The organism is Streptomyces sp. NPDC040610 (assembly GCF_055594065.1).
The window spans coordinates 540,914-562,605 of sequence record NZ_JBVIXA010000002.1 but is presented as its reverse complement, the minus strand read 5'-3'; the positions used below and the strand labels follow the sequence as shown (position 1 = coordinate 562,605).

The following is a 21,692-nucleotide window of genomic DNA, read 5'->3' as shown; positions in this document are numbered from 1 at the left end:
CTCCAAACCCTCGGTCTCCTTGGCGCAGTCGGCGGGGAGACCGGTCGTGGTGGTCCGATGGCCGGGTGCGCGGAGCGCGTGGCAACTTCTTGACAGGTCAGTCCTGTTGAGCAACTCTGCTGGTCATGGAGTGGACTGGCGTACGTTACGTGGACCAGCCGACCGTCGAGGTGCGCACCTGGATCGACGCGCCGCCCCACCGGGTGTGGGACCTCGCCGCCGACATCACGCTGATGCCCGGCCGCAGCGGCGAACTGCGGGCCGTGGAGTGGCTGGACGGCGCCGCAGCCCCGGCCCCGGGGGCGCGCTTCGCCGGGCACAACGAACACGAGGCCTTCGGCGCGTGGACCACCACGTCCCACGTCGTCGAGTGCGAGGCGCCCCGCGTCTTCGGCTGGGCGGTCACCGACCCCGAGCGCCCCAGCGCCTCCTGGCGGTTCAGCCTGCGGGACCGCGACGGCGGCACCGAGCTGACGCACTGGATGCGGATGGGGCCCGGGCCGTCCGGCCTCTCGCTCGCGATCGAGCGGGCGCCGGAGAAGGAGCAGAAGATCGTCTTCGTACGGCTGCGGGAACTGGAGCGCGGGATGAGCGCCACCCTCGACACCATCAAGGCGCTCGCCGAGGGGGACGCGTGATGCGTACGGCGACCACCGTCGAGGCGTCCGCCGACTGGCAGGACACCGTCACCTACGTCACCGAGGCCGAGAAGCTCGGCCTCGACACCTGCTGGGTCGCCGAGGCCTGGGGCGCCGAAGCGCCGTCCCCGCTCGGCTACTTGGCCGCCCGTACCCACCGCATCCGGCTCGGCTCCGGCGTCATCCAGCTCGGCACCCGCACCCCCGTGGCCATCGCCCGCGCCGCGATCACCCTGTCGAACATCTCCGACGGCCGGTTCCTGCTGGGCCTCGGCCCGTCCGGACCGCAGGTCGTCGAGGGGCTGCACGGGGTCCCCTTCGACCGGCCGCTGGTCCGGATGCGGGAGACCGTCGAGATCGTCCGGCAGGCGGTGGCCGGGGAGAAACTCGCCTACGAGGGGCGGGAGTTCACCCTGCCGCTGCCGGGCGGCGACGCCCGGCCCATGCGCCTGGCGATCCGCGCCGAGCACGCCCTGCCCGTCCACCTCGCCACGCTCTCACCCCGCATGCTCCGCCTCACCGGCCGCATCGCCGACGGCTGGCTCGGCACCAGCTTCGTACCCGAAGGCGCCAAGGAGGCCTACTTCGACCACCTCGACGCCGGGCTCGCCGAAGCGGGACGGCGCCGCGCCGACCTGGACATCTGCCAGGGCGCCGAAGTGGCGTTCGCCGACGACGAGGACGCCCTGCGCGCGCTGGTCGGCGGGCGCAAGAAGGAACTCGCCTTCAGCCTGGGCGGCATGGGCACGGCGGCCACGAACTTCTACAACGACGCGTACAGCCGCCAGGGCTGGAGCGAGGTCGCCGCGGCCGTGCGCGCACGCTGGCAGGCCGGCGACCGGGACGGCGCCGCGTCGCTGATCAGCGACGACATGGTCCTCGCGACGACCCTCATCGGCACCGAGGACCGGGTGCGCGAGCGACTGCGGGTGTGGCGGGCGGCGGGAGTCACCACCGTCCGCCTCTACCCGGCCGGTGCCACCCTCGCCGCCCGCCTCACCACTCTGGGCCGGGCCCTCGACCTCGTACGGGACATCGAGCGCCAGGATCGCCAGGGACAGCAGGGACAGAGCCTGGAGTAAGTCCTCTACGCCTCACCCACCCGCGCGAACAGCGGGCGCGCCGCCGGGAGTCGGCCCTCCGTCGGCGCGCACTGCGCCGCCACCCGGGCCGCGGACTCCGGCAGGAACGGGCCGAGTTGGTCGGCGACCGTGCGACACGCCCCGACGAGGGACGCGAGGACCCCGTCGAGCCGTTCGCCCGCGGCCTGTTCGCCCGCGCGCTCGGCCTTGGCCAGCTCCCACGGCCGCGTACCGTCGATGCAGCGGTCGGCCTCCTGGACGATCCGCCACACGGCGGCCGTCGCCCGCCGGAAGTCGAAGTCCGCGAGGGCGTCGTCGACCTGTCCCGGCACGTCACGGCAGACGGTCGTCAGCCGCTCCGTGTCCACGGACGCGGCGGGGCCGGTCACCGTGCCCTCGGCTGCCGTGCTCCGCTCCGGCACCCGGCCGTCGCGGAAGCGGTGCACCATCGTCACGACCCGGTTGACGAGGTTCCCGAGCCCACCGGCGAGATCGGCGTTCGCGCGCGCCACGAGCCGATCCCGGGTGAAGTCCGCGTCCCCGACCCGGGGCACCTCGCGCAGCAGCCACCAGCGGACCGCGTCCGTGCCGAACTCCGCCGCCAGCTCCGTCGGATCGACCGTCGTGCCGCCGGACTTGCTGATCTTGCGGCCGTCGACGGTGAGGTAGTCGTGCACCAGGATGTCGGTGGGCAGCGGCAGACCGGCCGACAGGAGCATGGCGGGCCAGTACACGGCGTGGAAGCGGACGACGCCCTTCCCGAGCAGGTGGCCGCGGCGGGTCGAGCCGGTCCACCACTGGTCGTACGCGGGGTCGTCGGTGCCGTAGCCGAGGCTCGTCACATAGTTGCCGAGGGCGTCCCACCACACGTACACGACCTGGTCCGGGTCGTCGGGGACGGGGATGCCCCAGCCGCGGGCGCGGGCCTGCGAGCGCGACACGGAGAAGTCGCGCAGACCGCCCTCGATCAGGGCGAGGACCTCGTTGCGGCGCACGGCGGGCTCGATGCGCAGGCGGCCGGACGAGATCAGTTCGTGCAACTGGTCCGCGTACCGGGAGAGGCGGAAGAACCAGTTCTCCTCGGCGACGGGCCGGGGCTTCGTGCCGTGCTCGGCGCAGCGGCCCGCCACGAGTTCGGCGGGCGTGTAGAACTGCTCGCAGCCGACGCAGTACAGGCCTTCGTAGTGCTTGCGGTACAGGTCGCCGGAGGCCGCGCACCGCCGCCAGAGGCGCTCCACGCCGACCCGGTGGCGCGGGTCGCGGCTGGTGCGGATGAAGTCGTCGAAGGACAGGGCGAGCGGTGCGCGCAGCGCGGCGAACGCGTCCGCGTTGCGGTCCACGAAGTCCTGCACGGGCACGCCGTCGGCCTCGGCGGCGAGGACGTTCTTCAGGGAGTTGTCGTCCGTGCCGGTGAGGAAACGGACCCTGTCTCCCCGGTGGCGGCGGTGGCGGGCCAGCACGTCGGCCTGCACGAGTTCGAGGGCGAAGCCCAGGTGCGGGCGGGCGTTGACGTACGGAATGGTCGTGGTGACGTAGGTCGTACGGGGTGGGGTCATGGGAGCCTCCAGGATCTCCGGGTGGGGTCCGGACGGGAGAGGCGGGGCTCCGTGCCGTGCGACAGAACGAGGCCCCGTCTCGGGGCCTCGGACACGCTCGCGTCCGCTGTCAGCAGCCCCGGTGGCGGGGCATCATGGCGACGCGGAACTCTGGCGTGATCATGCGGGGATGCTAGCAGCGGGGCTTGCGGCGGGGCCTGTTGTTTTCCGTCGGGTACGTGGAGCCGGGCACCGCCGTCGGGTACGTGCCGGGGCCGACCATGGGGTCGGTTACCTGCCAGACCGGGTCCCGTGCCCCCTGATGGACTGAGGCGCGCCCTCAGCACACCCGCGTCGATGTGTCGATTCATCGATGTGTTGCCCCCGCAGGTGCTCCCAGGTGCTCCCAGGTGCCCCCGGGCACTCCCAGGAACTCTCCGTCAGGACGGACCCACGCATGCCGCACACCCTCACGACCACCGTCGAGCGCTCCGGGGCTGCTCCCCGTTCCCCGCTGATCAGTTGGCTCGCCGTCTGCTCGGTCACGGCCGGGCTCTTCGCCATCGTCACGGTGGAGATCCTGCCGATCGGCCTGCTGCCCGCGATCGGGCGGAGCTTCGACGTCACGGACGGCACGGCCGGACTGACGATGACGATGCCGGGCTTCCTGGCCGCGCTGTCCGCGCCGCTGGTGACGACGGCGACGGCCCGCGTGGACCGGCGGACCATGCTGTGCGCCTTCATGGCGCTCCTCGCCCTGGCGAACTTCGTCGTGGCGGTCGCACCGGCGTACTGGCTCGTGCTGGTGTCCCGGGTCCTGGTCGGCGTGACCATCGGCGGGTTCTGGTCGATCGGGGCCGGGCTCGCGGGGCGGCTCGTGCCGCCTCAGTCCGCGGGCCGGGCCACGGCGGTGATCTTCTCCGCGGTGCCGCTCGGGTCGGTGCTCGGCGTGCCGCTCGGGACGTTCGTGGGGGAGGAGGCCGGATGGCGAACGGCGTTCACCCTCATGGGAGTTCTGAGCGTGGCCGTGTGCGGCGCCATGCTCCTGGTGCTGCCGTCGCTGGCACCGGAAGAAGCCCTGCGCGTGAGCGTTCTGCGGGCCGCGCTGCGTGGCTCGGGCACCCGCTGGGCGCTGCTCGTGACGTTCCTCGTCGTCCTTGCGCACTTCGGCGCCTATACGTACGTCACGCCGTTCCTGCGGCAGGTCACGGACGTGGGCCCGGGCGTGGTCACCGTGTTCCTGCTGGCGTACGGGGCCGCGGGGATCGCCGGGAACTTCCTCGGGGGCTCCGCGGTGGCGCGTCGGCCGCGCGCCGCGTTCGCGGTGGCCGCGGGGCTGATCGCGGCCGCGGTCCTGTTGCTGCCCGTGCTCGGGGACCGGCCGGGCGGGGCGGTGGCGCTGCTGGTCGTGTGGGGGGTCGCGTACGGCGCCGTGCCGGTGTGCTCGGGGGCGTGGTTCGCGGCGGCGGTGCCGCGTTCGCCGGAGGCGGCGTCGGTGCTCTTCACCGCCTCGTTCCAGGCGACGATCTCGCTGGGGGCGCTGGCCGGTGGGGCCGTGGTGGACCGGGCCGCGCCGTCGGCGGTGATGGTGCTGGGCGGGCTGACGGCGGCGGTCGCGGTGGCGGTGGTGGGGGTACGGCGATGACCCGGGGGTGTTGACGCCGACGGTGCGGCGATGCCTGGGGGCGCTCACCGCACGGAGCTGAGCACAGGCCCTGGCGCCCACCGTGCGGTGGTGGGTGCCAGGGCCCGGGCACCCCGTGCCGCGGTGTCGTCAGACGGCGGCCGCGAGCGCCTCGAACTGCGCGTCGGTCAGGGTGATGTCCGCGGCGGCGGTGTTCTGCTCCAGGTGGGCCACCTTGGACGTGCCGGGGATGGGCAGGACCACCGGCGAGCGGCGCAGCAGCCAGGCCAGCGCGAGCTGGGACGGAGAGGCGCCGTGCTCCTTGGCGGCGGCGTCGAGCGGGCCGCCAGGGCGGGCCAGCTCGCCGGTGGCCATCGGGAACCACGGGATGAAGGCGATGTTCTCGCGCTCGGCGTACTCCAGGACGTCCTCGGAGCCGCGGTTGACCAGGTTGTACTGGTTCTGCACGGAGACGATCTCGGCGTGCTCGCGGGCCTCCTTGAGCTGATCCACCGTCACCTCGGAGACGCCGATGTGGCGGATCTTGCCCTCCTTCTGGAGCAGCACCAGCTCGCCGAGCTGGTCGGCGAGCGGCACCTGCTCGTCGATGCGGTGCAGCTGGAACAGGTCGATGCGCTCGACGCCGAGGTGACGCAGGCTCAACTCCGTCTGCTGGCGCAGGTACTCGGGGCGGCCCACGGCCCGCCAGTCGTCCGGTCCCGAGCGGGTCAGACCGGCCTTGGTGGCGATGACCAGGTCGTCGGCGTACGGGTGCAGGGCCTCGCGGATCAGCACCTCGTTGACGATGGGGCCGTAGGAGTCGGCGGTGTCGATGAACGTCACACCGAGCTCCACGGCGCGCCGCAGCACGCGAACGGCCTCGTCCCGGTCCCTGGGCTCGCCCCAGACGCCCGGTCCGGTGAGTTGCATCGCGCCGTAGCCGAGCCGGTTGACGGGCAGGTCGCCGCCGAGGGCGAAGGTGCCCGAGGCGTCGGCGGGGCGCGAGGTGTTCGAGGTGCTCATGGGAGCGGTCCTTTCACGGCGTGCGTACGACAAGATGTGTGACTCCGAACCTATGTGCAAGAACGCGTGAAGAGCGGGTTCGGCCGTGCACGGGCAGCCGTCCGACGCGACGTCGGAAAGGCGGCCGCCCGGCGTCACGTCGGACAGGACAGGGCCGAAGCCGCTGGTGGGAGCGGGCCGGGTGTCAGCCCAGCCGCTTCAGGAGTTCCGTGGCCAGCGGGGCCGACGAGGCCGGGTTCTGGCCGGTGACCAGATTGCGGTCGACGACCACGTGCGGGGCCCACGGCTCGCCCTCCCGGAAGTCGGCTCCCACCGCGACCAGACGGTCCTGGAGCAGCCACTTCGCCCGGTCGGCGAGGCCGGCCCGGGCCTCCTCGGCGTTCGTGAACCCGGTGAGGCGGTAGCCCGCGAAGGCGTTGGTGCCGTCAGCCTTTGTGGCGGCGAGGAGCGCGGCCGAGGCGTGGCAGACGGCGGCGAGCGGCTTGCCCGACTCCAGGGCCAGGGACAGGAGCCGCCCGGAGGCCGCGTCGACGGCGAGGTCCTCCATGGGGCCGTGGCCGCCCGGGTAGTACACCGCCGCGTAGTCGTCCAGGTCCACGTCCTCCAGGCGGATCGGCGACTGGAGCGCGGTGAACGAGGCGAGCCCGGCGGCGATCCGGTCGGCGCCCTCCTGGCCGCCGTTGACCTCGGGCGCCAGGCTGCCCCGGTCCACGGTCGGCACGACGCCGCCCGGCGTGGCGACCACGATCTCGTGGCCCGCCGCCCGGAACGCCTCGTACGGCGCCACGGCCTCCTCGGCCCAGAACCCCGTGGGGTGCGGGGTGCCGTCGGCGAGCGTCCAGAAGGCGGCGCCGGTCATCACATAAAGAATCTTCGACATGCGCCGAACGTAGGTGTCCTGCCCCATAGGAATCCAATAGGAAAGCCACTGGCAGCGATTGGATATCCGATGGGCGGGAGGGAATATCCGGGACGGTCCCCAAGCCCCCGAAGGCCGCCCGCGCGAGCCCTGCGCGGATGCGCGAGGACGCCGAATATTCCCGGGGCCCGGCGGAAATAGTGCCGGTGACCCCGGGGTTGGGTGCACACATGCGGCAGCGGCACCCCCGTCGCGCCACGGCTCTGGAGGACCCCATGAAGATCGGCATCGTCGGCGCGGGCAACATCGGCGGCAATCTCACCCGGCGCCTCACGAAGCTCGGGCACGAGGTGTCCGTGGCGAACTCCCGGGGACCCGAGACCCTCACCGCCCTCGCCGAGGAGACCGGCGCCACGCCCGTGACCGTCGCCGAGGCCGCGCGCGGTGCCGAGCTCGTCGTCGTGACCATCCCGCTGAAGAGCGTCCCCGACCTGCCGTCCGGCCTGTTCGACGGGGCCGCCGACGGGCTCGCGGTGCTCGACACCGGCAACTACTACCCGCAGCGCGACGGCAGGATCGACGCCATTGAGGACGGCGGCGTCACGGAGAGCCGCTGGACCGAGCAGCACATCGGCCACCCGGTCATCAAGGCGTTCAACGGCACGTACGCCGAGGACATCCTCGACAAGCCGTTGCCCAAGGGCGACCCGGAGCGCATGGCGCTGCCCGTCGCCGGTGACGACGAGGCCGCCAAGAAGGTCGTCCGCGACCTGATCGACGAGCTGGGCTTCGACACGGTGGACGCGGGCGGCATCGACGAGTCCTGGCGCCAGCAGCCCGACACCCCCGTCTACGGCCTGCGGGCCGGAGTCGCCGCGGTCACCGACGCGCTCGCGGCGGCGTCCCCCGAGCGCCCGGCGACGTTCCGGGCGTAGGCGGCGGGGCCACGGCCGTCTCGGGAAAGTGGCAGGCCACCTCCCGCGCCTCGCCCGGCGCCCCGATCCGCAGGACCGGTGCCTCGGCCTTGCAGATGTCCTGCGCCTTGGGGCAGCGGGGGTGGAACGTGCAGCCGGGCGGGGGAGCGGCCGGGCGATTGGGGCCTCCCCTGCTCGAACGAAGCTGAGAGCTTGGGGAAGGGTCGCCCAGGAGCGTGATGCGCTCCCGGGCCCGCTCGGCCGCCGGGTCGGGCAGCGGTACGGCGGAGAGGAGCGCCCGGGTGTAGGGGTGCGCGGGGGCCGCGTACACCCGCTCCTTGGCGCCGATCTCGACGATGCGGCCGAGGTACATGACGGCGACCCGGTCGCAGACGCGCTTGACCACCGACAGGTCGTGGGCGATGAAGAGGTAGGCGAGGCCCAGCTCCCGCTGCAGCCGCTCCATCAGGTTGACGATCTGGGCCTGGACGGAGACGTCGAGCGCGGAGACGGGCTCGTCGGCGACGACGAGTCGCGGCCCGGTGGCCAGCGCGCGGGCGATGCCGACGCGCTGGGCCTGGCCGCCGGAGAACTCGTGCGGATAGCGGTCGCTGTGCTCGGGGATGAGCCCGACCAGCTCCATCAGTTCGAGGGCGCGCTTGCGGGCGTCGGTGGCCGAACTCCCTTGGACGAGCAGGGGGTCGGCGATGATCCGGGCCACGGTCTGGCGCGGGTTGAGGGACGAGTGCGGGTCCTGGAAGACCATCTGGAGCTCGCGGCGCAGCGGCCGCAGCTCGCGCTGCGAGAGATGGCTGATGTCGCGGCCGTCATAGGTGACCGTGCCGCTGGTGGGCTCCAGGAGACGCACGATGGTGCGCCCGGTGGTGGACTTGCCGCAGCCGGACTCCCCGACGAGGCCGAGCGTCTCACCCTCGGCGACGTCGAAGCTGATGCCGTCGACGGCCCGCACGGGAGCCGTTCCGCGCCGCTTCGACGGAAAGGACGTCGTCAAGTCCCGCACGGCGAGGAGCGGTTGCTGTTCCGTCGGGGCGGGGTGGGTCGCTGAGGTCATGAGGGGACGCCTTCGTACGCGGGGAAGTGGCAGGCGGCCGGATGGTCGGCCGGGCCGCCGAGCAGCGGCCGTTCGGTCTCGCACCGCAGCCGTTCGTCGGCGGCCGCCGCCGCGGCTCGGGGGCAGCGAGGTGCGAAGGCGCAGCCGGGGGCCGGGGCGAGCAGGGAGGGCGGGCTGCCGGGGATGGCCCGCAGCGGCTCGTCGTCGGCGTCGTCCAGACGCGGCAGGGAGTCGAGCAGGCCTCGGGTGTAGGGGTGGGCCGGGGTCGCGAACAGCGGGTCCACCGGGGCCTGTTCGGCGGCCCGGCCCCCGTACATCACGAGCACGTCGTGGGCGACCCGGGCGACCACGCCCAGGTCGTGGGTGATCATGACGACGGCGAGGCCCCGGTCCTCCTGGAGACGGGCGATCAGCTCCAGGATCTGCGCCTGCACCGTGACGTCGAGGGCCGTGGTGGGCTCGTCCGCGATGAGCAGCTCGGGCTCGCAGGCGAGGGCCATCGCGATCATCACGCGTTGCCGCATGCCGCCGGAGAAATGGTGCGGATACTCGCCCGCCCGCCGCTCCGGCTCCGGGATGCCGACCTCGGCGAGCATCTCCACCGCGCGCCGACGGGACGCCGCGCGGCGGGAGTTGAAGTGCACGCGGTGGTGCTCGGCGATCTGCTCGCCGACCGTGTAGTACGGGTGGAGGCTGGAGAGCGGGTCCTGGAAGATCATCGCCATGCGGCGGCCGCGCAGCCGGTTGAGGGCGCGCTCGTCGAGGCCGATCAGCTCCTGGCCGTGCAGCCGGATGGAGCCGGTGACGTCGGCGCCGGTGTTCAGGCCGAGGACGGCGAGGGAGGTGACGGACTTGCCGGAGCCCGACTCGCCCACGATGCCGAGGGTCCGCCCCCGGTCCACCTCGAAGGAGAGCCGGTCCACGGCCCGGACCCGGCCGCGCCCGGTCGTGAACGTGACGCTCAGGTCCCGTACGGACAACAGGGGTTCGTCCCGCTCGACAGGGACCGGCGGGTCCTCGTGGGACAGCAGGGTCATCAGAACCTCACTCGCGGGTCGACGACGGCGTACAGCAGGTCGACGGCCAGGTTGGCGACGACGATGAAGGTGGCGGCGAGCAGCGTGACGCCGAGGATGACCGGCTGGTCGCCGGTGGACAGGGCGCCGTAGAAGAGCCGTCCGATGCCCGGCAGGCCGAAGATGGACTCGGTGATGACGGCGCCGGCGAGCAGCCCGCCCAGGTCCATGCCGAAGAGGGTGAGGATCGGCGTCATCCCCGCCCGCAGGCCGTGCTTGACGACGACCTTGCGGCGCGGCAGACCCTTGGCGCGGGCCGTGCGGATGTACGGCTCCGCCATCGTCTCGATCATCGAACTGCGGCTCTGGCGTGCGTACATGGCCGCGTACAGGATGGCCAGCGCGAGCCAGGGGAGGAGCAGGTTCGACGCCCAGTCGAGGGGGTCGGAGCCGAAGGAGACGTACTGCGGATAGGGCAGCAGGTCGGCCGTGCGGATCAGGCCGTAGATCAGCATCATCGACGTGAAGTACACGGGCAGCGAGGCGGCGCCGACCGCGCCGACCATCAGGAGTCTGTCGGTGAGGGTGTCCTTGCGCAGCGCGGCCGTCACCCCCGCGGTCAGGCCGAGCGCCAGCCACAGCACGGCCGCGCCGAGCGCGAGCGAGGCGGAGACCGGCAGCCGGTCCATGAGCAGGCCCCACACGGCTTCGCTGTTCTCGTACGAGTAGCCGAGGCACGGGAAGTCGCACCGCAGGGCGTACTGGCCGGTGCCGATGGTCCGGCCCGTGAAGATGCCGGCGAGGAAGTCCCAGAACTGCTGCCAAATGGGCTGGTCCAGGCCCATGTTGGCGCGGATCGCCGCGAGCCGGTCGGCGCTGCACGACTTGCCGCAGGCAGCGGCGGCCGGGTCGGACGGCAGGACGTAGAAGATGGTGAAGGTGACGGCGGCGACGGCGATGAGCACGCCGGTCACGGCGAGGAGGCGGCGGGCGATGTACAGGGTCATGTGCGGCTGCCCCTCGGGTCGAGGATGTCCCGCAGCGCGTCGCCGAGCAGGGTGAACGCGAGCACGGTCAGGAAGAGACAGGTGCTCGGGATGACGAAGTACATGGGGTCCGTGTCGTAGAAGGCGACGCTCTCGGCGATCATCTGGCCCCAGGAGGGCGTGGGCGGCCGGACGCCGACTCCGAGGTAGCTCAGCGCCGCCTCGGTGGCGATCATGCCCGGGATGATCAGGGTCGTGTACGCGATGACGGGACCGGCGACGCCGGGAAGGATGTCGCGGGTGAGGATCCGCCAGGGCCCCGAGCCGCCCACGCGCGCGGCGTCGACGTACTCGCGGTGCTTGAGCGAGAGCGTCTGGCCGCGCACCACGCGGGCGATGCCGGGCCAGCCGAACAGGCCGATCACGGCGGTCATCAGGAGGATCCGGTTGACGTCCTTGGCCACCGACATCATCGCGATCATGAAGATGAGGGAGGGGAAGGACATGGTCAGGTCCATGATCCGGCTGAGGACGGCGTCGACGCGGCCGCCGAAGTAGCCGGCCGCGACCCCGGCCGCCGTGCCCGCGATCACGACGATCGCCGTGGCCGCGAAGGCGATGAGCAGGGAGACCTGTGCGCCGTGCACGACCCGGGCGAACAGATCGCGGCCGGTGACGGGTTCGACGCCGAGCCAATGGTCGGCGGAGATCCCGCCGAGCGGCCCGATCGGCTGCCCGCCGAGGTAGGGGTCGACGGCGGTCTTGTCGAACTCCTTGGGCGACCAGCCGCCGAGCGCGCTCAGCAGCGGCGCGGCGATGGCCATGACGGCGAAGAGCGCCACGATGACGAGGGAGATCTTCGCCGAGGTGCGGCGGCGCAGTTCGGCGCGGGCGAGACGCCAGGGGCTGCTGCCTGCGGCGGCCGTCGCCGGTCGCCGGGCCTCTTCCCGCGCCGGTTTCGGCTCGGGTGTCTTCGGGGTGAGGGTGGTCATGGTCGTGGTGCCCCTCAGCCGTTGCTCTTGGACGGGTCCTTGAGGCCGACCGTGGCGTAGTCGAGCTGGCCGCCGAAGGACGTCTGGCCGTACGCGCCCGCGATGTTGCTGCCGAGGACCAGGGGCCAGCGGCGCACCAGGACCGGGACGGTCGGGGCCTTCGCGAGGATCTCGCCGTCCAGCTCCCGCCAGGCGGCGCCCGCCTTCCTGGCGTCCGTCAGGGCGGCGATCTCGTCCATGCGCTTCATCGTCGGCTTGTCGCGGAAGAGGGAGTGGTTGCCGGTGTTGCCCTTCTCCTTGATGTAGCGGCCGTCGAAGACGAAGGGCAGGAAGGTCGAACCGGACGGGTAGTCCGGGCACCAGCCCGTGTAGACCAGGTCGGTGCGGTTCTTGGTGTCGCCGATCGTGGCATAGAACGCGGACGGGTCGACGGTCTCGATGGTGACCTTGATGCCGGCCTTGCCGAGCGACTCCTGTATCGCCTCGGCCCGGCCCTTGTCGCCGGTGGAGACGGTCATCTTGGTCGTGAAGCCGCCCGGCTTGCCCGCCTCCTTGAGGAGCTGCTTGGCCTTGTCGACGTCACCGGCGACAGGGATCTTGAGGGTGTCGGGCTGCTTGCCGCCGAACAGCGAGGCGGGCATGTAGGCGGTGGACGGGTCGTTGAAGGCGGGGCCGCCGGAGGCGGTGAGCACCGACTCGCGGTCCAGGGCGTACTGCACGGCCTGACGGACCTTCACATCGGTGAACGGGCCGCGCCCGGTGTGCATTTGGACCATGTCGGTGCAGTTGGTGGACTCGGCGATCAGCCGCTTCTTGACCTCGGCGCTCGGCAGCACCTTGGCGGCGCTCTCCGGCCGCACCGCTCCCCAGGAGACGGCGGAGGCGTCGGCGCCCTGCGAGGCGATGAGCCGGTCGTCGATCTGGTTGGCCTTGAGGCCCATGACCATGACGAGCTTGTCCGGGTGGGCCTTGCGGACCGTGTCGGTCGAGGCCTTCCAGTGCGGATTGCGCGCGAGCACCAGCTTCTTCCCGCGCTGATACGAGTCGATCTTGTAGGGGCCGGAGGAGAAGGGCCTGTTGTCGTACCGCGGTCCCTTGTCCCGCTTCTTGGGCACCGGCGCGAACGTCGGCATCACCGTGACATTGCGGAACTCCGCGAAGGGCTTGCGCAGTTCGAAGACGATCGTGTGGTCGTCGGGGGTCTTGACGGAGTCCAGGTGCTCGCCCTCGGCCGGGCCCTTGTAGCCCTTGGCCCCGGCGAGGTAGCGGGCCGCGTAGTCGGCGCCGCCGGGCAGGTCGGGGGAGAAGGACCGCTCGACGTTGTACTTGATGTCCTGGGCGGTGACGGGCGTGCCGTCCTCGTACTTGATGCCCTTCTTGAGGCGGAAGGTCCAGGTCCTTGCCCCGTTCGAGGGGGTCCCGAGGTCGGCCGCGAGGTCGGGGACCAGCTCGCCGCCCGCGGTGCCGGGGGCGGCCTTGTACGTGACGAGGGTGCGGTAGAGCAGCCGGGTGCCGAAGTCCATGTCGCTCATGACCCAGTTGCGGGCCGGGTCGAGGTGGGTGAAGTCCTGGTGGGACAGGACGGTCAGGGTGCCGCCGCGCTGCGGAGTGCCGCCGACCACGGCCCCGGCGTTGAGGGTCGCGGGGTTCTTGCCGCCCCGCCCCTTGCCCGAACTCGAGCCGGAACAGCCCGCCGTGCCAAGGGTGACGGCCGTCGCCAGGACGGCGGCGACGGCGGTGAGGGTGCGCTTGTTCATCAGTGGTCACTCCGAGAACAGTCGGCCAGCCCCGAGGTGGCTGGAATGTGACCGGTAACATAGTAATGTGAAATTGTACTGGCAAGGCATCGACCCGTCCGTTACGCACCTGTGTCCGAAGGGATCCCCGTGAACGAGCCCGCGTCGACCGGCATCCGTACGGTCGGCCACGACCTCCCCGAATCCCCCGAGTTCGCGTCCGCCATGGCCCGCGACTGGGCGCCGAGCCCCCTGCCGGACGACATCCGGCTGCCCGCCGCAGACCTCACCCCGGCCCGCCGCGCCCGCCTGTCGGCCCGCTTCCCCGGCGAGCGGCTGATCGTCCCCGCGGGGGAGTTGAGGGTCCGCACCAACGACTGCGACCACCGCTTCCGCCCGCACAGCGCCTACGCCTGGCTGACCGGACTCTGCGGCGAGGACCAGGCCGGTCATGTGCTGGTCCTCGAACCCGACGGACCGCACGGCCACGAGGCGGTGCTGCACCTGCGCCCCCGGTCCCCGCGCACCGACAACGGCTTCTACCGGGACCGCCGCTACGGCGAGTTCTGGGTGGGCCGACGCGCCGACCTCGCGGAGGCCGAGCGGATGACCGGCGTCCGGTGCGTGGCGCTCGCCGAACTCCCGCCGGGCAGGAACGCCGCCGCCGACGGCGAACTCGCCACGGTGCTCAGCGAGTTGCGGCTCGTCAAGGACCCCTGGGAGGTGGCCCAGCTCCAGCTCGCCGTCGACCACACCACGACCGGCTTCGAGGACGTCGTCCGCGCCCTGCCCCGCGCCCTCGCGCAGCCGCGCGGCGAGCGCTGGATCGAGGGGGTCTTCGGCCTGCGTGCTCGCGCCGAGGGCAACGGCACCGGCTACGAGACCATCGCCGCGTCCGGCGCCCACGCCTGCGTCCTGCACTGGATACGCAACGACGGCCCCCTGGACGCACGGGAGTTGCTCCTCCTCGACGCGGGCGTGGAGACCGACACCCTCTACACCGCCGACATCACGCGCACCCTGCCGCTGTCCGGGCGCTTCTCCCCGGTCCAGCGGCAGGTGTACGAACTGGTCCTCGCCGCGCAGGACGCGGGCATCGCCGCGCTGCGGCCCGGCGCCGCCTTCCGCGACTTCCACCGGGCCGCGATGCGCGTCATAGCCGAAGGGCTCGCCGCATGGGGGGTGCTGAAGGACGCCGAGGGCGAGTTCCACCGGCGCTACACCCTGTGCAGCAGCGGCCACATGCTCGGCATCGACCTGCACGACTGCGCCCAGGCCAGGGCCGAGGCGTATCTCGACGGGGTGCTGGAGGAGGGGCAGGTGCTCACCGTCGAGCCCGGCCTCTACCTCCAGCCGGACGACGAGACCCTGCCGCGCGAACTGCGCGGCATCGGCGTGCGCATCGAGGACGACCTCGTCATCACGGCGGACGGGGCCCGCCTGATGTCCGGCGCGCTGCCGAGGACGCCTGAGGGCGTGGAGGAGTGGATGGGGGCGCTGATGGAGGGGTGAGTCCGCGGCGGCCGGGGCCGGGGTCAGGGTGTGGGTGAGCCGACCAGGGCTGAGGCCGGACTTGCTGATCCGGCGGTGCGGGCCGGACGGATGGAGCGAGGACGGCTCGTGCGAAACCCTTGGCATCGTCAGTGCCATGTGAAATATTACTGACGTGCTCACGAGAAACTCCTCGGACGTCATCGTCGTCGGCGCGGGCGTCGTCGGCGCGGCCTGCGCCTACTACGCCGCGCGGGCCGGCCTCACCGTCACCGTGGTCGACCGCGGCCCGGTCTCGGGCGGCACCACCGGCTCCGGCGAGGGCAACCTCCTCGTCTCCGACAAGGAGCCGGGCCCCGAGCTCGAACTGGCCCTGCTCTCCACCGAGCTGTGGCGGGAGCTGACCGAACTGCTCCCGCCGCAGATCGAGTACGAGACCAAGGGCGGCCTGGTCGTCGCCTCCGGCGAGGACGGGATGCGCGCCCTGCGCGACTTCGCGGCCGGACAGGAGAAGGCCGGGGTGCGGGCGGAGGAGGTCGCGCCCGACCGGCTCCACGACCTGGAGCCCCACCTGGCCCCCGGCCTCGCGGGCGGCTTCCTCTACCCGCAGGACGCCCAGGTCATGCCCGCCCTCGCCGCCGCCCATCTGCTGCGCGCGTGCGGCGACCGCGTGCGCCTCAGGCTCGGCGAGGAGGTCACCGGCCTGCTCACCGGCGGCCACGGCGAGCTGCGGGGGGTCGCGACGGCGACCGGCGAGCTGTACGCCGGGTACGTGGTGAACGCCGCGGGCACCTGGGGCGGCGAGGTCGCCGCGCTCGCGGGCGTGGACCTGCCGGTCCTGCCCCGCCGTGGCTTCGTGCTCGTCACCGAACCGCTGCCGCGCGTCGTGCGGCGCAAGGTGTACGCGGCCGACTATGTCGCCGACGTCGCCAGCGGCTCGGCGGCGCTGCAGACCTCGGGGGTGGTCGAGGGCACCGCGGCGGGCCCGGTCCTGATCGGCGCGAGCCGGGAGCGGGTCGGCTTCGACCGCACCCTGTCCACGGAGGTCCTGCGGCGTCTCGCGGCCCAGGCGACCGCCCTGTTCCCGCTCCTCGCCGGGGTCCGGGTGATGCGGACGTACGCCGGGTTCCGGCCCTATCTCCCCGACCACCTGCCCGCGATCGGACCCGACCCGCGCGTCCCCGGGCTGCTGCACGCCTGCGGGCACGAAGGCGCGGGCATCGGGCTCGCCCCGGCCACCGGGCTGATCGTGGCACGCTGCCTGACCGGTGGCCTGCCGCCCCTGGACACAAGCCCGTTCGACCCCGGCCGCTTCATGCCCACGGCCTGATCGACCACCACGAGAGGAGGCCCGCCGTGGCCCGTGCCCGTACCCCTGCCGACCTGGTCGGCGCGCAGCCCGGCCCGTCGTTCGAGATCACCTTCGACGGCCGCCCCGTCCCCGCCCTGCCGGGGCAGTCCGTCGCCGCCGCGCTGTGGGCCGCGGACATCCTCGCCTGGCGCACCACCCGTGTGGGCGGTCGGCCGCGCGGTGCCTTCTGCGGCATCGGACAGTGCTACGACTGCCTCGCCACCATCAACGGCGCGCCCAACCGCCGGGCCTGCCTGGTGCCCGCGCGCCCCGGCGACGCGATCACGACCCAGGAAGGACACGGCCATGAGCGCCTCGGCGTCTGAACCGGCGGCAGCCCCGCAAGGGGCCCGGCCCGAAGGACCCGCCGAGCCGTCCGGACCGTACGACCTCGCGGTGATCGGCGCGGGCTCCGCCGGACTCGCCGGTGCCGTCACCGCCGCCGAACTCGGCCTGACCGTCGCCCTGTTGGACACCGCGACCGGGACCGGCGGGCAGTTCTACCGGCACCCGGCCCCGGCCGCCGGAGCTCTGCGCCCCGAGGCCCTGCACCACGACTGGTCCGCCTACGCCGGGCTCCGCCGACGCCTGGAGGCGAGCGCGGTCACCCGCCTCGGCGGACACCACGTGTGGACGGTCTCCCGGGAGGGCGGCTCCCCGGACGGCGAAGGGCCGTGGACCGTGCACGCCGTCACCGGCGCCGACGGCTGCGAGGAGCGGCCGGTGCGGGTGCGGGCCCGGGCGGTGCTCCTCGCGACCGGTGCGTACGAGCGTCAACTTCCCTTCCCCGGCTGGACGTTGCCGGGGGTCGTCGGCGCCGGGGGAGCGCAGGCCATGCTCAAGTCCGGCCTCGTGCTGCCCGGCAAGCGGGTCGTCGTGGCCGGGAGCGGGCCGCTGCTGCTCGCGGTCGCGTCCTCGCTGGCCGCCGCCGGGGCGCGGGTGCCCGCCGTGGTCGAGGCGTCCGGATACCTGGCGTACGCCCGGCACCCGCGGGTGCTCGCGGCCAACCCGCACAAGCTGGCCGAGGCGGCGCTGCACGGCGGCATCCTGCTGCGGCACCGGGTGCGGCTGCGCACCCGCAGCGCCGTCACCGAAGTGCACGGCCACGACCGGGTGGAGGCCGTCACGGTCGCCCGGCTCGACCGCGACTGGCGGCCGCTTCCGGGGACGTCGCGCCGGATCGCGTGCGACGCGCTCGCCGTCGGCCACGGTCTCGTACCGCAGATCGAACTGGCCACGACGCTCGGCTGCGCGACCCGCGCCACCCAGGATCGCACCACGGCCCTCGTCCTGGACGCCCTGCAGGAGACATCGGTGCCCGACCTGTGGGCGGCGGGGGAGGCCGGGGGCATCGGCGGTGCCCAACTCGCGCGTGCGGAAGGTGAGCTGGCTGGCCTCGCGATCGCCGCCCGGCTGCGCGGCCGCCCCGCCCACCGGGGTCGCGTCCGCGAACTCCAGCGCCGCCGCGACCGCATGCGGGCCTTCGCCGACGCCATGGCCGCCGCGCACGCCCCCGGACCCGGCTGGTCGCGCTGGCTGACCGACGACACGGACGTGTGCCGGTGCGAGGAGGTGACCGCGGGCAGCATCCGGACGGCGGTCGCCGACCTCGGCGCCCGCGACGCGCGCACCGTCAAGCTCCTCACCCGCGCGGGCATGGGCTGGTGCCAGGGCCGGATGTGCGGGACGGGCGTGGCCTGCCTCGCGGGGGGCGCCGGGCCGGGGGAGGCGCCCGCCGAGCGCCGTCCGTTCGCGGTGCCGGTGCCGCTGGGGGCGCTGGCCTCGCTGGACGGGCCCGCCGACGGGCCTGCCGTCGAACCCGCCGAGGGGTCCGCCACCTGACTGGGCCTCGGCGAACCCGCCGACGATCCTGCCGCCGTACCCGAACGCGACGCCGTCCACTGACCGCGCCCCCTTGTGGGCGCCGTACTTCCCTCAATAAAATGTCACACACTATAGAGAGGTCGTCCGACATGACCGACACCGCCTGGAACACCACCCGCCCCTGGCGCGGCATCATGGTCGCCACCGCCCTGCCGCTCCGGGACGACCGATCCGTCGACTACGACGCGTACGCCGAGCACGTCCGCTGGCTGATCGACAACGGCTGCGACGGCGTCGTCCCCAACGGCTCGCTCGGTGAGTACCAGACCCTCACCGACGAGGAGCGCGCCCGCGTGGTGCACACGGCCGTCGAGGCGGCGGGCGACGCCGCCCGCGTCATGCCCGGCGTCGCCGCGTACGGCAGCGCCGAGGCCCGGCGCTGGGCCGAGCAGGCCGCCGCGGCCGGCTGCGGCTCGGTCCTGCTGCTTCCCCCCAATGCCTACCGCGCCGACGAGGACGCCGTGCGCGCCCACTACGCCGAGGTCGCCAAGGCCGGGGTGCCCGTCGTGGCGTACAACAACCCGATCGACACCAAGGTCGACCTCACCCCCGCGCTGCTCGCCGAACTGCACCGGGACGGGGCGATCGTCGCCGTCAAGGAGTTCACCGGCGATGTGCGCCGGGCCTACGAGATCGCCGAACTCGCCCCCGAACTCGACCTGTTGATCGGCGCGGACGACGTACTGCTCGAACTCGCCGTGGCCGGGGCGGTCGGCTGGATCGCGGGCTACCCCAACGCCCTGCCCGCCTCCTGCGCCGAGCTCTTCCACGCCGCCGTCGCCGGTGACCTGGCCACGGCCCTGCCGCTCTACCGCTCCCTGCACTCCCTGCTCCGCTGGGACTCCAAGACCGAGTTCGTGCAGGCCATCAAGTTGTCCATGGACATCGTCGGCCGACCCGGCGGCCCCGTCCGCCCGCCCCGCTCCCCGCTCTCCGACGAGATCGCGAGCCGCGTGCGGGAGGCCACCGAGAAGGCCGTCGCACACGGCCACCGCTGACCGCGACCGCCCGCTTCCGAAAGGACCTTCTGTGCGTACGCGTCACGTCTTCCACGCCGTCGACTCGCACACCGAGGGCATGCCCACGCGCGTGATCACCGGAGGCGTCGGGGTCATCCCCGGCACCACCATGGCCGAGCGTAGGCTGCACTTCATCGAGCACATGGACCACCTCCGCACGCTGCTGATGTACGAGCCGCGCGGCCACGCCGCGATGAGCGGGGCGATCCTCCAGCCGCCCACCCGCCCCGACGCCGACCACGGGGTGCTGTTCATCGAGGTCTCCGGCCTCCTCCCGATGTGCGGCCACGGCACCCTCGGCGTCGCGACCGTCCTGGTGGAGACCGGCCTGGTCACCGTCACCGAACCCGTCACCACGGTGCGCCTCGACACCCCGGCCGGACTCGTCCCGGTCGATGTGCAGGTCGAGGACGGCGTCGCCCGGTCCGCCACGTTCACCAACGTGCCCGCGTTCAGCGTCGGCCTGGAGCGCAAGGCGGAGGTCCCCGGCTTCGGGACCGTCACCTACGACCTCGCCTTCGGCGGCAACTTCTACGCCTTCGTCGAACTCGACGCCCTCGGCCTGCCGTTCGACCGCGCCCGCAAGAACGACCTGCTCGCCGCCGGGCTCGGCCTCATGGACGCCATCAACGCCTCACCGGACCGCCCCGTCCACCCGGAGCGGCCCGACATCGCCGGGGTCAAGCACGTCTACCTGGCCGCGCCCGGCTCCGACGCCCACCACTCGCGGCACGCCATGGCCATCCACCCGGGCTGGTTCGACCGCTCCCCGTGCGGCACGGGCACCTCGGCCCGCATGGCCCAGCTGCACGCCCGCGGCGAACTGCCCCTGGACCGCGACTTCGTCAACGAGTCCTTCATCGGTACGAGGTTCACCGGCCGGCTCGTCGCCGAGGCCGAGGCCGGCGGGGTGCCCGCCGTCGTACCGACCATCACCGGGCGCGCCTGGGTCACCGGCACCGCCCAGTACTTCCTCGACCCGGACGACCCCTTCCCCGGAGGATTCCTCCTGTGACCGCCGCCGTATCCCCGCTGTCCGCGTCAGCGTTCAGTTCCGTCAACCCGGCCGACCCCGACGACGTGGTCGTGCGCGTCAGCGCCCCCGGCGCCTTCGCCGCCGTGGACACCGTCGAGCGGGCCCGCGCGGCCCAGGCCGGCTGGCTGCTCGCCGGGGCCGCGGCCCGCTCGGCCGCCCTCGGCGCCGTCGCCGCCGCCGTCGAGGCAGCGGCGGCGGAGCTGGCCGCGCTCGCCGTGCGCGAGGTGGGCAAGCCGCTCACCGAGGCCCGGGCCGAGGTCGCACGTACCGCCGCGATCTGGCGGTACTACGCCCAGACCCCCTACGACCCTGTCGGCGCCGTCCACGAGACCGCCGCCGGAGCCGGACTGCTGCTCAGCCGCCGTCGGCCGCACGGCGTCGCCGGACTCATCACCCCGTGGAACTTCCCCTTCGCCATCCCCAGCTGGAAGGCGGCCCCGGCGCTCGCCGTCGGCAACGCCGTCGTCCTCAAGCCCGCCCCGCAGGCCACGGCCTGCGCCCAGCGCCTCGCCGAGATCGTCCAACAGGCCCTGCCCACCGGGGTTTTCACCGTGCTGCCCGGCGACGCCACCGAGGGCAACGCGCTCGTCTCCGCCTCCGACGTGGTCTCCTTCACCGGCTCCACCACCGTCGGCCAGGCGGTCGTGCGCACCGCCACCGCCCGCGGCATCCCCGTCCAGGCCGAGATGGGCGGCCTGAACGCGGCCGTCGTCCTGCCGGACGCCGACATCGAGCGGGCGGCCGCGCACATCGCCGCCGCGATCGCCGGATACGCGGGCCAGAAGTGCACCGCCACCAGCCGCGTGATCGCCGTCGGCGCGGCCTTCGACCCGCTGCGCGAGGCCCTCGCCGAGGCGCTGCGGGCCGTCCCGGTCGGCGACCCGGCCGACCCGGCCACCGTCTGTGGTCCGCTCATCGACGCCCGCGCCCGTGACCAGGTCGTCGACGCCGTGCGCGGCCTGCGCGTCCTCGCGGGCGGCACCGTGCCGGTCGGGCCCGGCTGGTACGCGGCCCCGACCCTGGTGGAGGACGTTCCCCCCGGCCATCGTCTGCTGTGCGAGGAGGTCTTCGGGCCCGTCGCCGCCCTGCTGCCCGCCGAGAACCTCGCCCACGCGGTCCGGATCACCAACTCCGTCCCGCACGGCCTGGTCACCTCGCTGCACACCGCGGACCTGGACGCGGCCCTCGGCGGACTCGACCACCTCGACACCGGCATGATCCGGATCAACGCCCCGTCCACCGGTGTCGACTTCCACCTGCCGTTCGGCGGCACGAAGGCTTCCAGCCAGGGGGCCCGGGAACAGGGGCGTGCGGCTCTGGAGTTCTACGCCACGACCCGGACCTACACTCTGTCGCCCGCGCGCGCGATGTGATACCGGGCGGCAGGGCCCGCGGAGATGTGCGGGCTCCGCAGGCTCTGCGGGCCCTGCCGGG

Annotated in this window: 19 protein-coding genes; 11 read left to right on the top strand and 8 right to left on the bottom strand. The window is 73.2% G+C overall.

Annotated features, from left to right (window positions below; all coding sequences use genetic code 11):
* Positions 1 to 125: 125 nt before the first annotated feature.
* Entirely contained in the window at positions 126 to 638 is a 513-nt protein-coding gene (locus tag ACZ6AA_RS08995) for an SRPBCC family protein (protein ID WP_468459038.1), read from the top strand.
* The gene (locus ACZ6AA_RS08990) at positions 638 to 1,720 is read left to right on the top strand and encodes an LLM class flavin-dependent oxidoreductase (RefSeq protein WP_468482125.1); all 1,083 of its coding nucleotides are present in this window, start codon (positions 638 to 640) and stop codon (positions 1,718 to 1,720) included. Before ACZ6AA_RS08995 ends, ACZ6AA_RS08990 begins: the two co-directional genes overlap by 1 nt.
* 5 nt (positions 1,721 to 1,725) lie before the next feature.
* Here ACZ6AA_RS08990 and ACZ6AA_RS08985 read toward each other — a convergent pair whose 3' ends face one another.
* Positions 1,726 to 3,276: a methionine--tRNA ligase gene (locus ACZ6AA_RS08985; RefSeq protein ID WP_471457076.1), complete on the bottom strand. Its 1,551-nt coding sequence runs from the start codon at positions 3,274 to 3,276 to the stop codon at positions 1,726 to 1,728.
* A gap of 436 nt (positions 3,277 to 3,712) precedes the next feature.
* Between ACZ6AA_RS08985 and ACZ6AA_RS08980 the strand changes: the two genes are divergently transcribed.
* Entirely contained in the window at positions 3,713 to 4,900 is a 1,188-nt protein-coding gene (locus ACZ6AA_RS08980) for an MFS transporter (protein WP_471457075.1), read from the top strand.
* A gap of 129 nt (positions 4,901 to 5,029) precedes the next feature.
* Here the strand turns inward: ACZ6AA_RS08980 and ACZ6AA_RS08975 are convergent, their stop codons facing one another.
* Together ACZ6AA_RS08975 and ACZ6AA_RS08970 are read right to left on the bottom strand one after the other, a co-directional pair.
* Complete coding sequence (locus ACZ6AA_RS08975; protein ID WP_468459032.1) at positions 5,030 to 5,902, bottom strand: aldo/keto reductase; 873 nt, start codon at positions 5,900 to 5,902, stop codon at positions 5,030 to 5,032.
* Positions 5,903 to 6,086: 184 nt separating this feature from the next.
* The gene (locus ACZ6AA_RS08970) at positions 6,087 to 6,782 is read right to left on the bottom strand and encodes a type 1 glutamine amidotransferase domain-containing protein (protein WP_468459030.1); all 696 of its coding nucleotides are present in this window, start codon (positions 6,780 to 6,782) and stop codon (positions 6,087 to 6,089) included.
* A gap of 254 nt (positions 6,783 to 7,036) precedes the next feature.
* Between ACZ6AA_RS08970 and ACZ6AA_RS08965 the strand changes: the two genes are divergently transcribed.
* Positions 7,037 to 7,696 carry an NADPH-dependent F420 reductase gene (locus ACZ6AA_RS08965; protein ID WP_468459028.1) on the top strand — a complete coding sequence of 220 codons (660 nt, stop codon included), beginning with the start codon at positions 7,037 to 7,039 and terminating at the stop codon, positions 7,694 to 7,696.
* Here ACZ6AA_RS08965 and ACZ6AA_RS08960 read toward each other — a convergent pair.
* Genes ACZ6AA_RS08960 through ACZ6AA_RS08940 form a run of 5 tightly spaced genes read right to left on the bottom strand, consistent with a single transcriptional unit; the run spans position 7,641 to position 13,498 of the window.
* Positions 7,641 to 8,747, bottom strand: a complete 1,107-nt coding sequence (locus ACZ6AA_RS08960) for an ABC transporter ATP-binding protein (protein WP_471457072.1) — start codon at positions 8,745 to 8,747, stop codon at positions 7,641 to 7,643. The two genes, ACZ6AA_RS08965 and ACZ6AA_RS08960, sit on opposite strands and share 56 nt — an antisense overlap.
* A complete protein-coding gene (locus tag ACZ6AA_RS08955) occupies positions 8,744 to 9,784 on the bottom strand; it encodes an ABC transporter ATP-binding protein (RefSeq protein WP_471457070.1) in 1,041 nt (346 codons plus the stop codon). The genes ACZ6AA_RS08960 and ACZ6AA_RS08955 overlap by 4 nt, the downstream gene beginning before the upstream one ends.
* Positions 9,784 to 10,770: an ABC transporter permease gene (locus tag ACZ6AA_RS08950; protein WP_468459022.1), complete on the bottom strand. Its 987-nt coding sequence runs from the start codon at positions 10,768 to 10,770 to the stop codon at positions 9,784 to 9,786. Before ACZ6AA_RS08950 ends, ACZ6AA_RS08955 begins: the two co-directional genes overlap by 1 nt.
* Positions 10,767 to 11,741 (bottom strand): ABC transporter permease, encoded by a 975-nt coding sequence (locus tag ACZ6AA_RS08945; RefSeq protein ID WP_471457068.1) that lies wholly within the window; start codon positions 11,739 to 11,741, stop codon positions 10,767 to 10,769. Before ACZ6AA_RS08945 ends, ACZ6AA_RS08950 begins: the two co-directional genes overlap by 4 nt.
* Positions 11,742 to 11,755: 14 nt before the next feature.
* Positions 11,756 to 13,498, bottom strand: coding sequence for an ABC transporter substrate-binding protein (locus ACZ6AA_RS08940; protein ID WP_468482130.1), 1,743 nt, complete (start codon positions 13,496 to 13,498; stop codon positions 11,756 to 11,758).
* A gap of 129 nt (positions 13,499 to 13,627) precedes the next feature.
* On the opposite strand from ACZ6AA_RS08940, the gene ACZ6AA_RS08935 reads away from it, so the two are divergent.
* The 7 genes from ACZ6AA_RS08935 (at position 13,628) to ACZ6AA_RS08905 (ending at position 21,631) form a co-directional block, all read left to right on the top strand.
* Complete coding sequence (locus ACZ6AA_RS08935; protein WP_471457066.1) at positions 13,628 to 14,989, top strand: aminopeptidase P family protein; 1,362 nt, start codon at positions 13,628 to 13,630, stop codon at positions 14,987 to 14,989.
* A gap of 154 nt (positions 14,990 to 15,143) precedes the next feature.
* Entirely contained in the window at positions 15,144 to 16,298 is a 1,155-nt protein-coding gene (locus tag ACZ6AA_RS08930) for an NAD(P)/FAD-dependent oxidoreductase (RefSeq protein ID WP_471457064.1), read from the top strand.
* 26 nt (positions 16,299 to 16,324) lie between these two features.
* Complete coding sequence (locus ACZ6AA_RS08925) at positions 16,325 to 16,645, top strand: (2Fe-2S)-binding protein (protein ID WP_468459012.1); 321 nt, start codon at positions 16,325 to 16,327, stop codon at positions 16,643 to 16,645.
* Positions 16,626 to 18,161, top strand: a complete 1,536-nt coding sequence (locus ACZ6AA_RS08920) for an FAD-dependent oxidoreductase (protein WP_471457062.1) — start codon at positions 16,626 to 16,628, stop codon at positions 18,159 to 18,161. The genes ACZ6AA_RS08925 and ACZ6AA_RS08920 overlap by 20 nt, the downstream gene beginning before the upstream one ends.
* Positions 18,162 to 18,292: 131 nt before the next feature.
* Positions 18,293 to 19,201: a dihydrodipicolinate synthase family protein gene (locus ACZ6AA_RS08915; protein WP_471457060.1), complete on the top strand. Its 909-nt coding sequence runs from the start codon at positions 18,293 to 18,295 to the stop codon at positions 19,199 to 19,201.
* Between the two features lie 31 nt (positions 19,202 to 19,232).
* The gene (locus ACZ6AA_RS08910; protein ID WP_471457058.1) at positions 19,233 to 20,237 is read left to right on the top strand and encodes a proline racemase family protein; all 1,005 of its coding nucleotides are present in this window, start codon (positions 19,233 to 19,235) and stop codon (positions 20,235 to 20,237) included.
* Entirely contained in the window at positions 20,234 to 21,631 is a 1,398-nt protein-coding gene (locus tag ACZ6AA_RS08905; RefSeq protein WP_471457056.1) for an aldehyde dehydrogenase family protein, read from the top strand. Before ACZ6AA_RS08910 ends, ACZ6AA_RS08905 begins: the two co-directional genes overlap by 4 nt.
* Positions 21,632 to 21,692 lie beyond the last annotated feature (61 nt).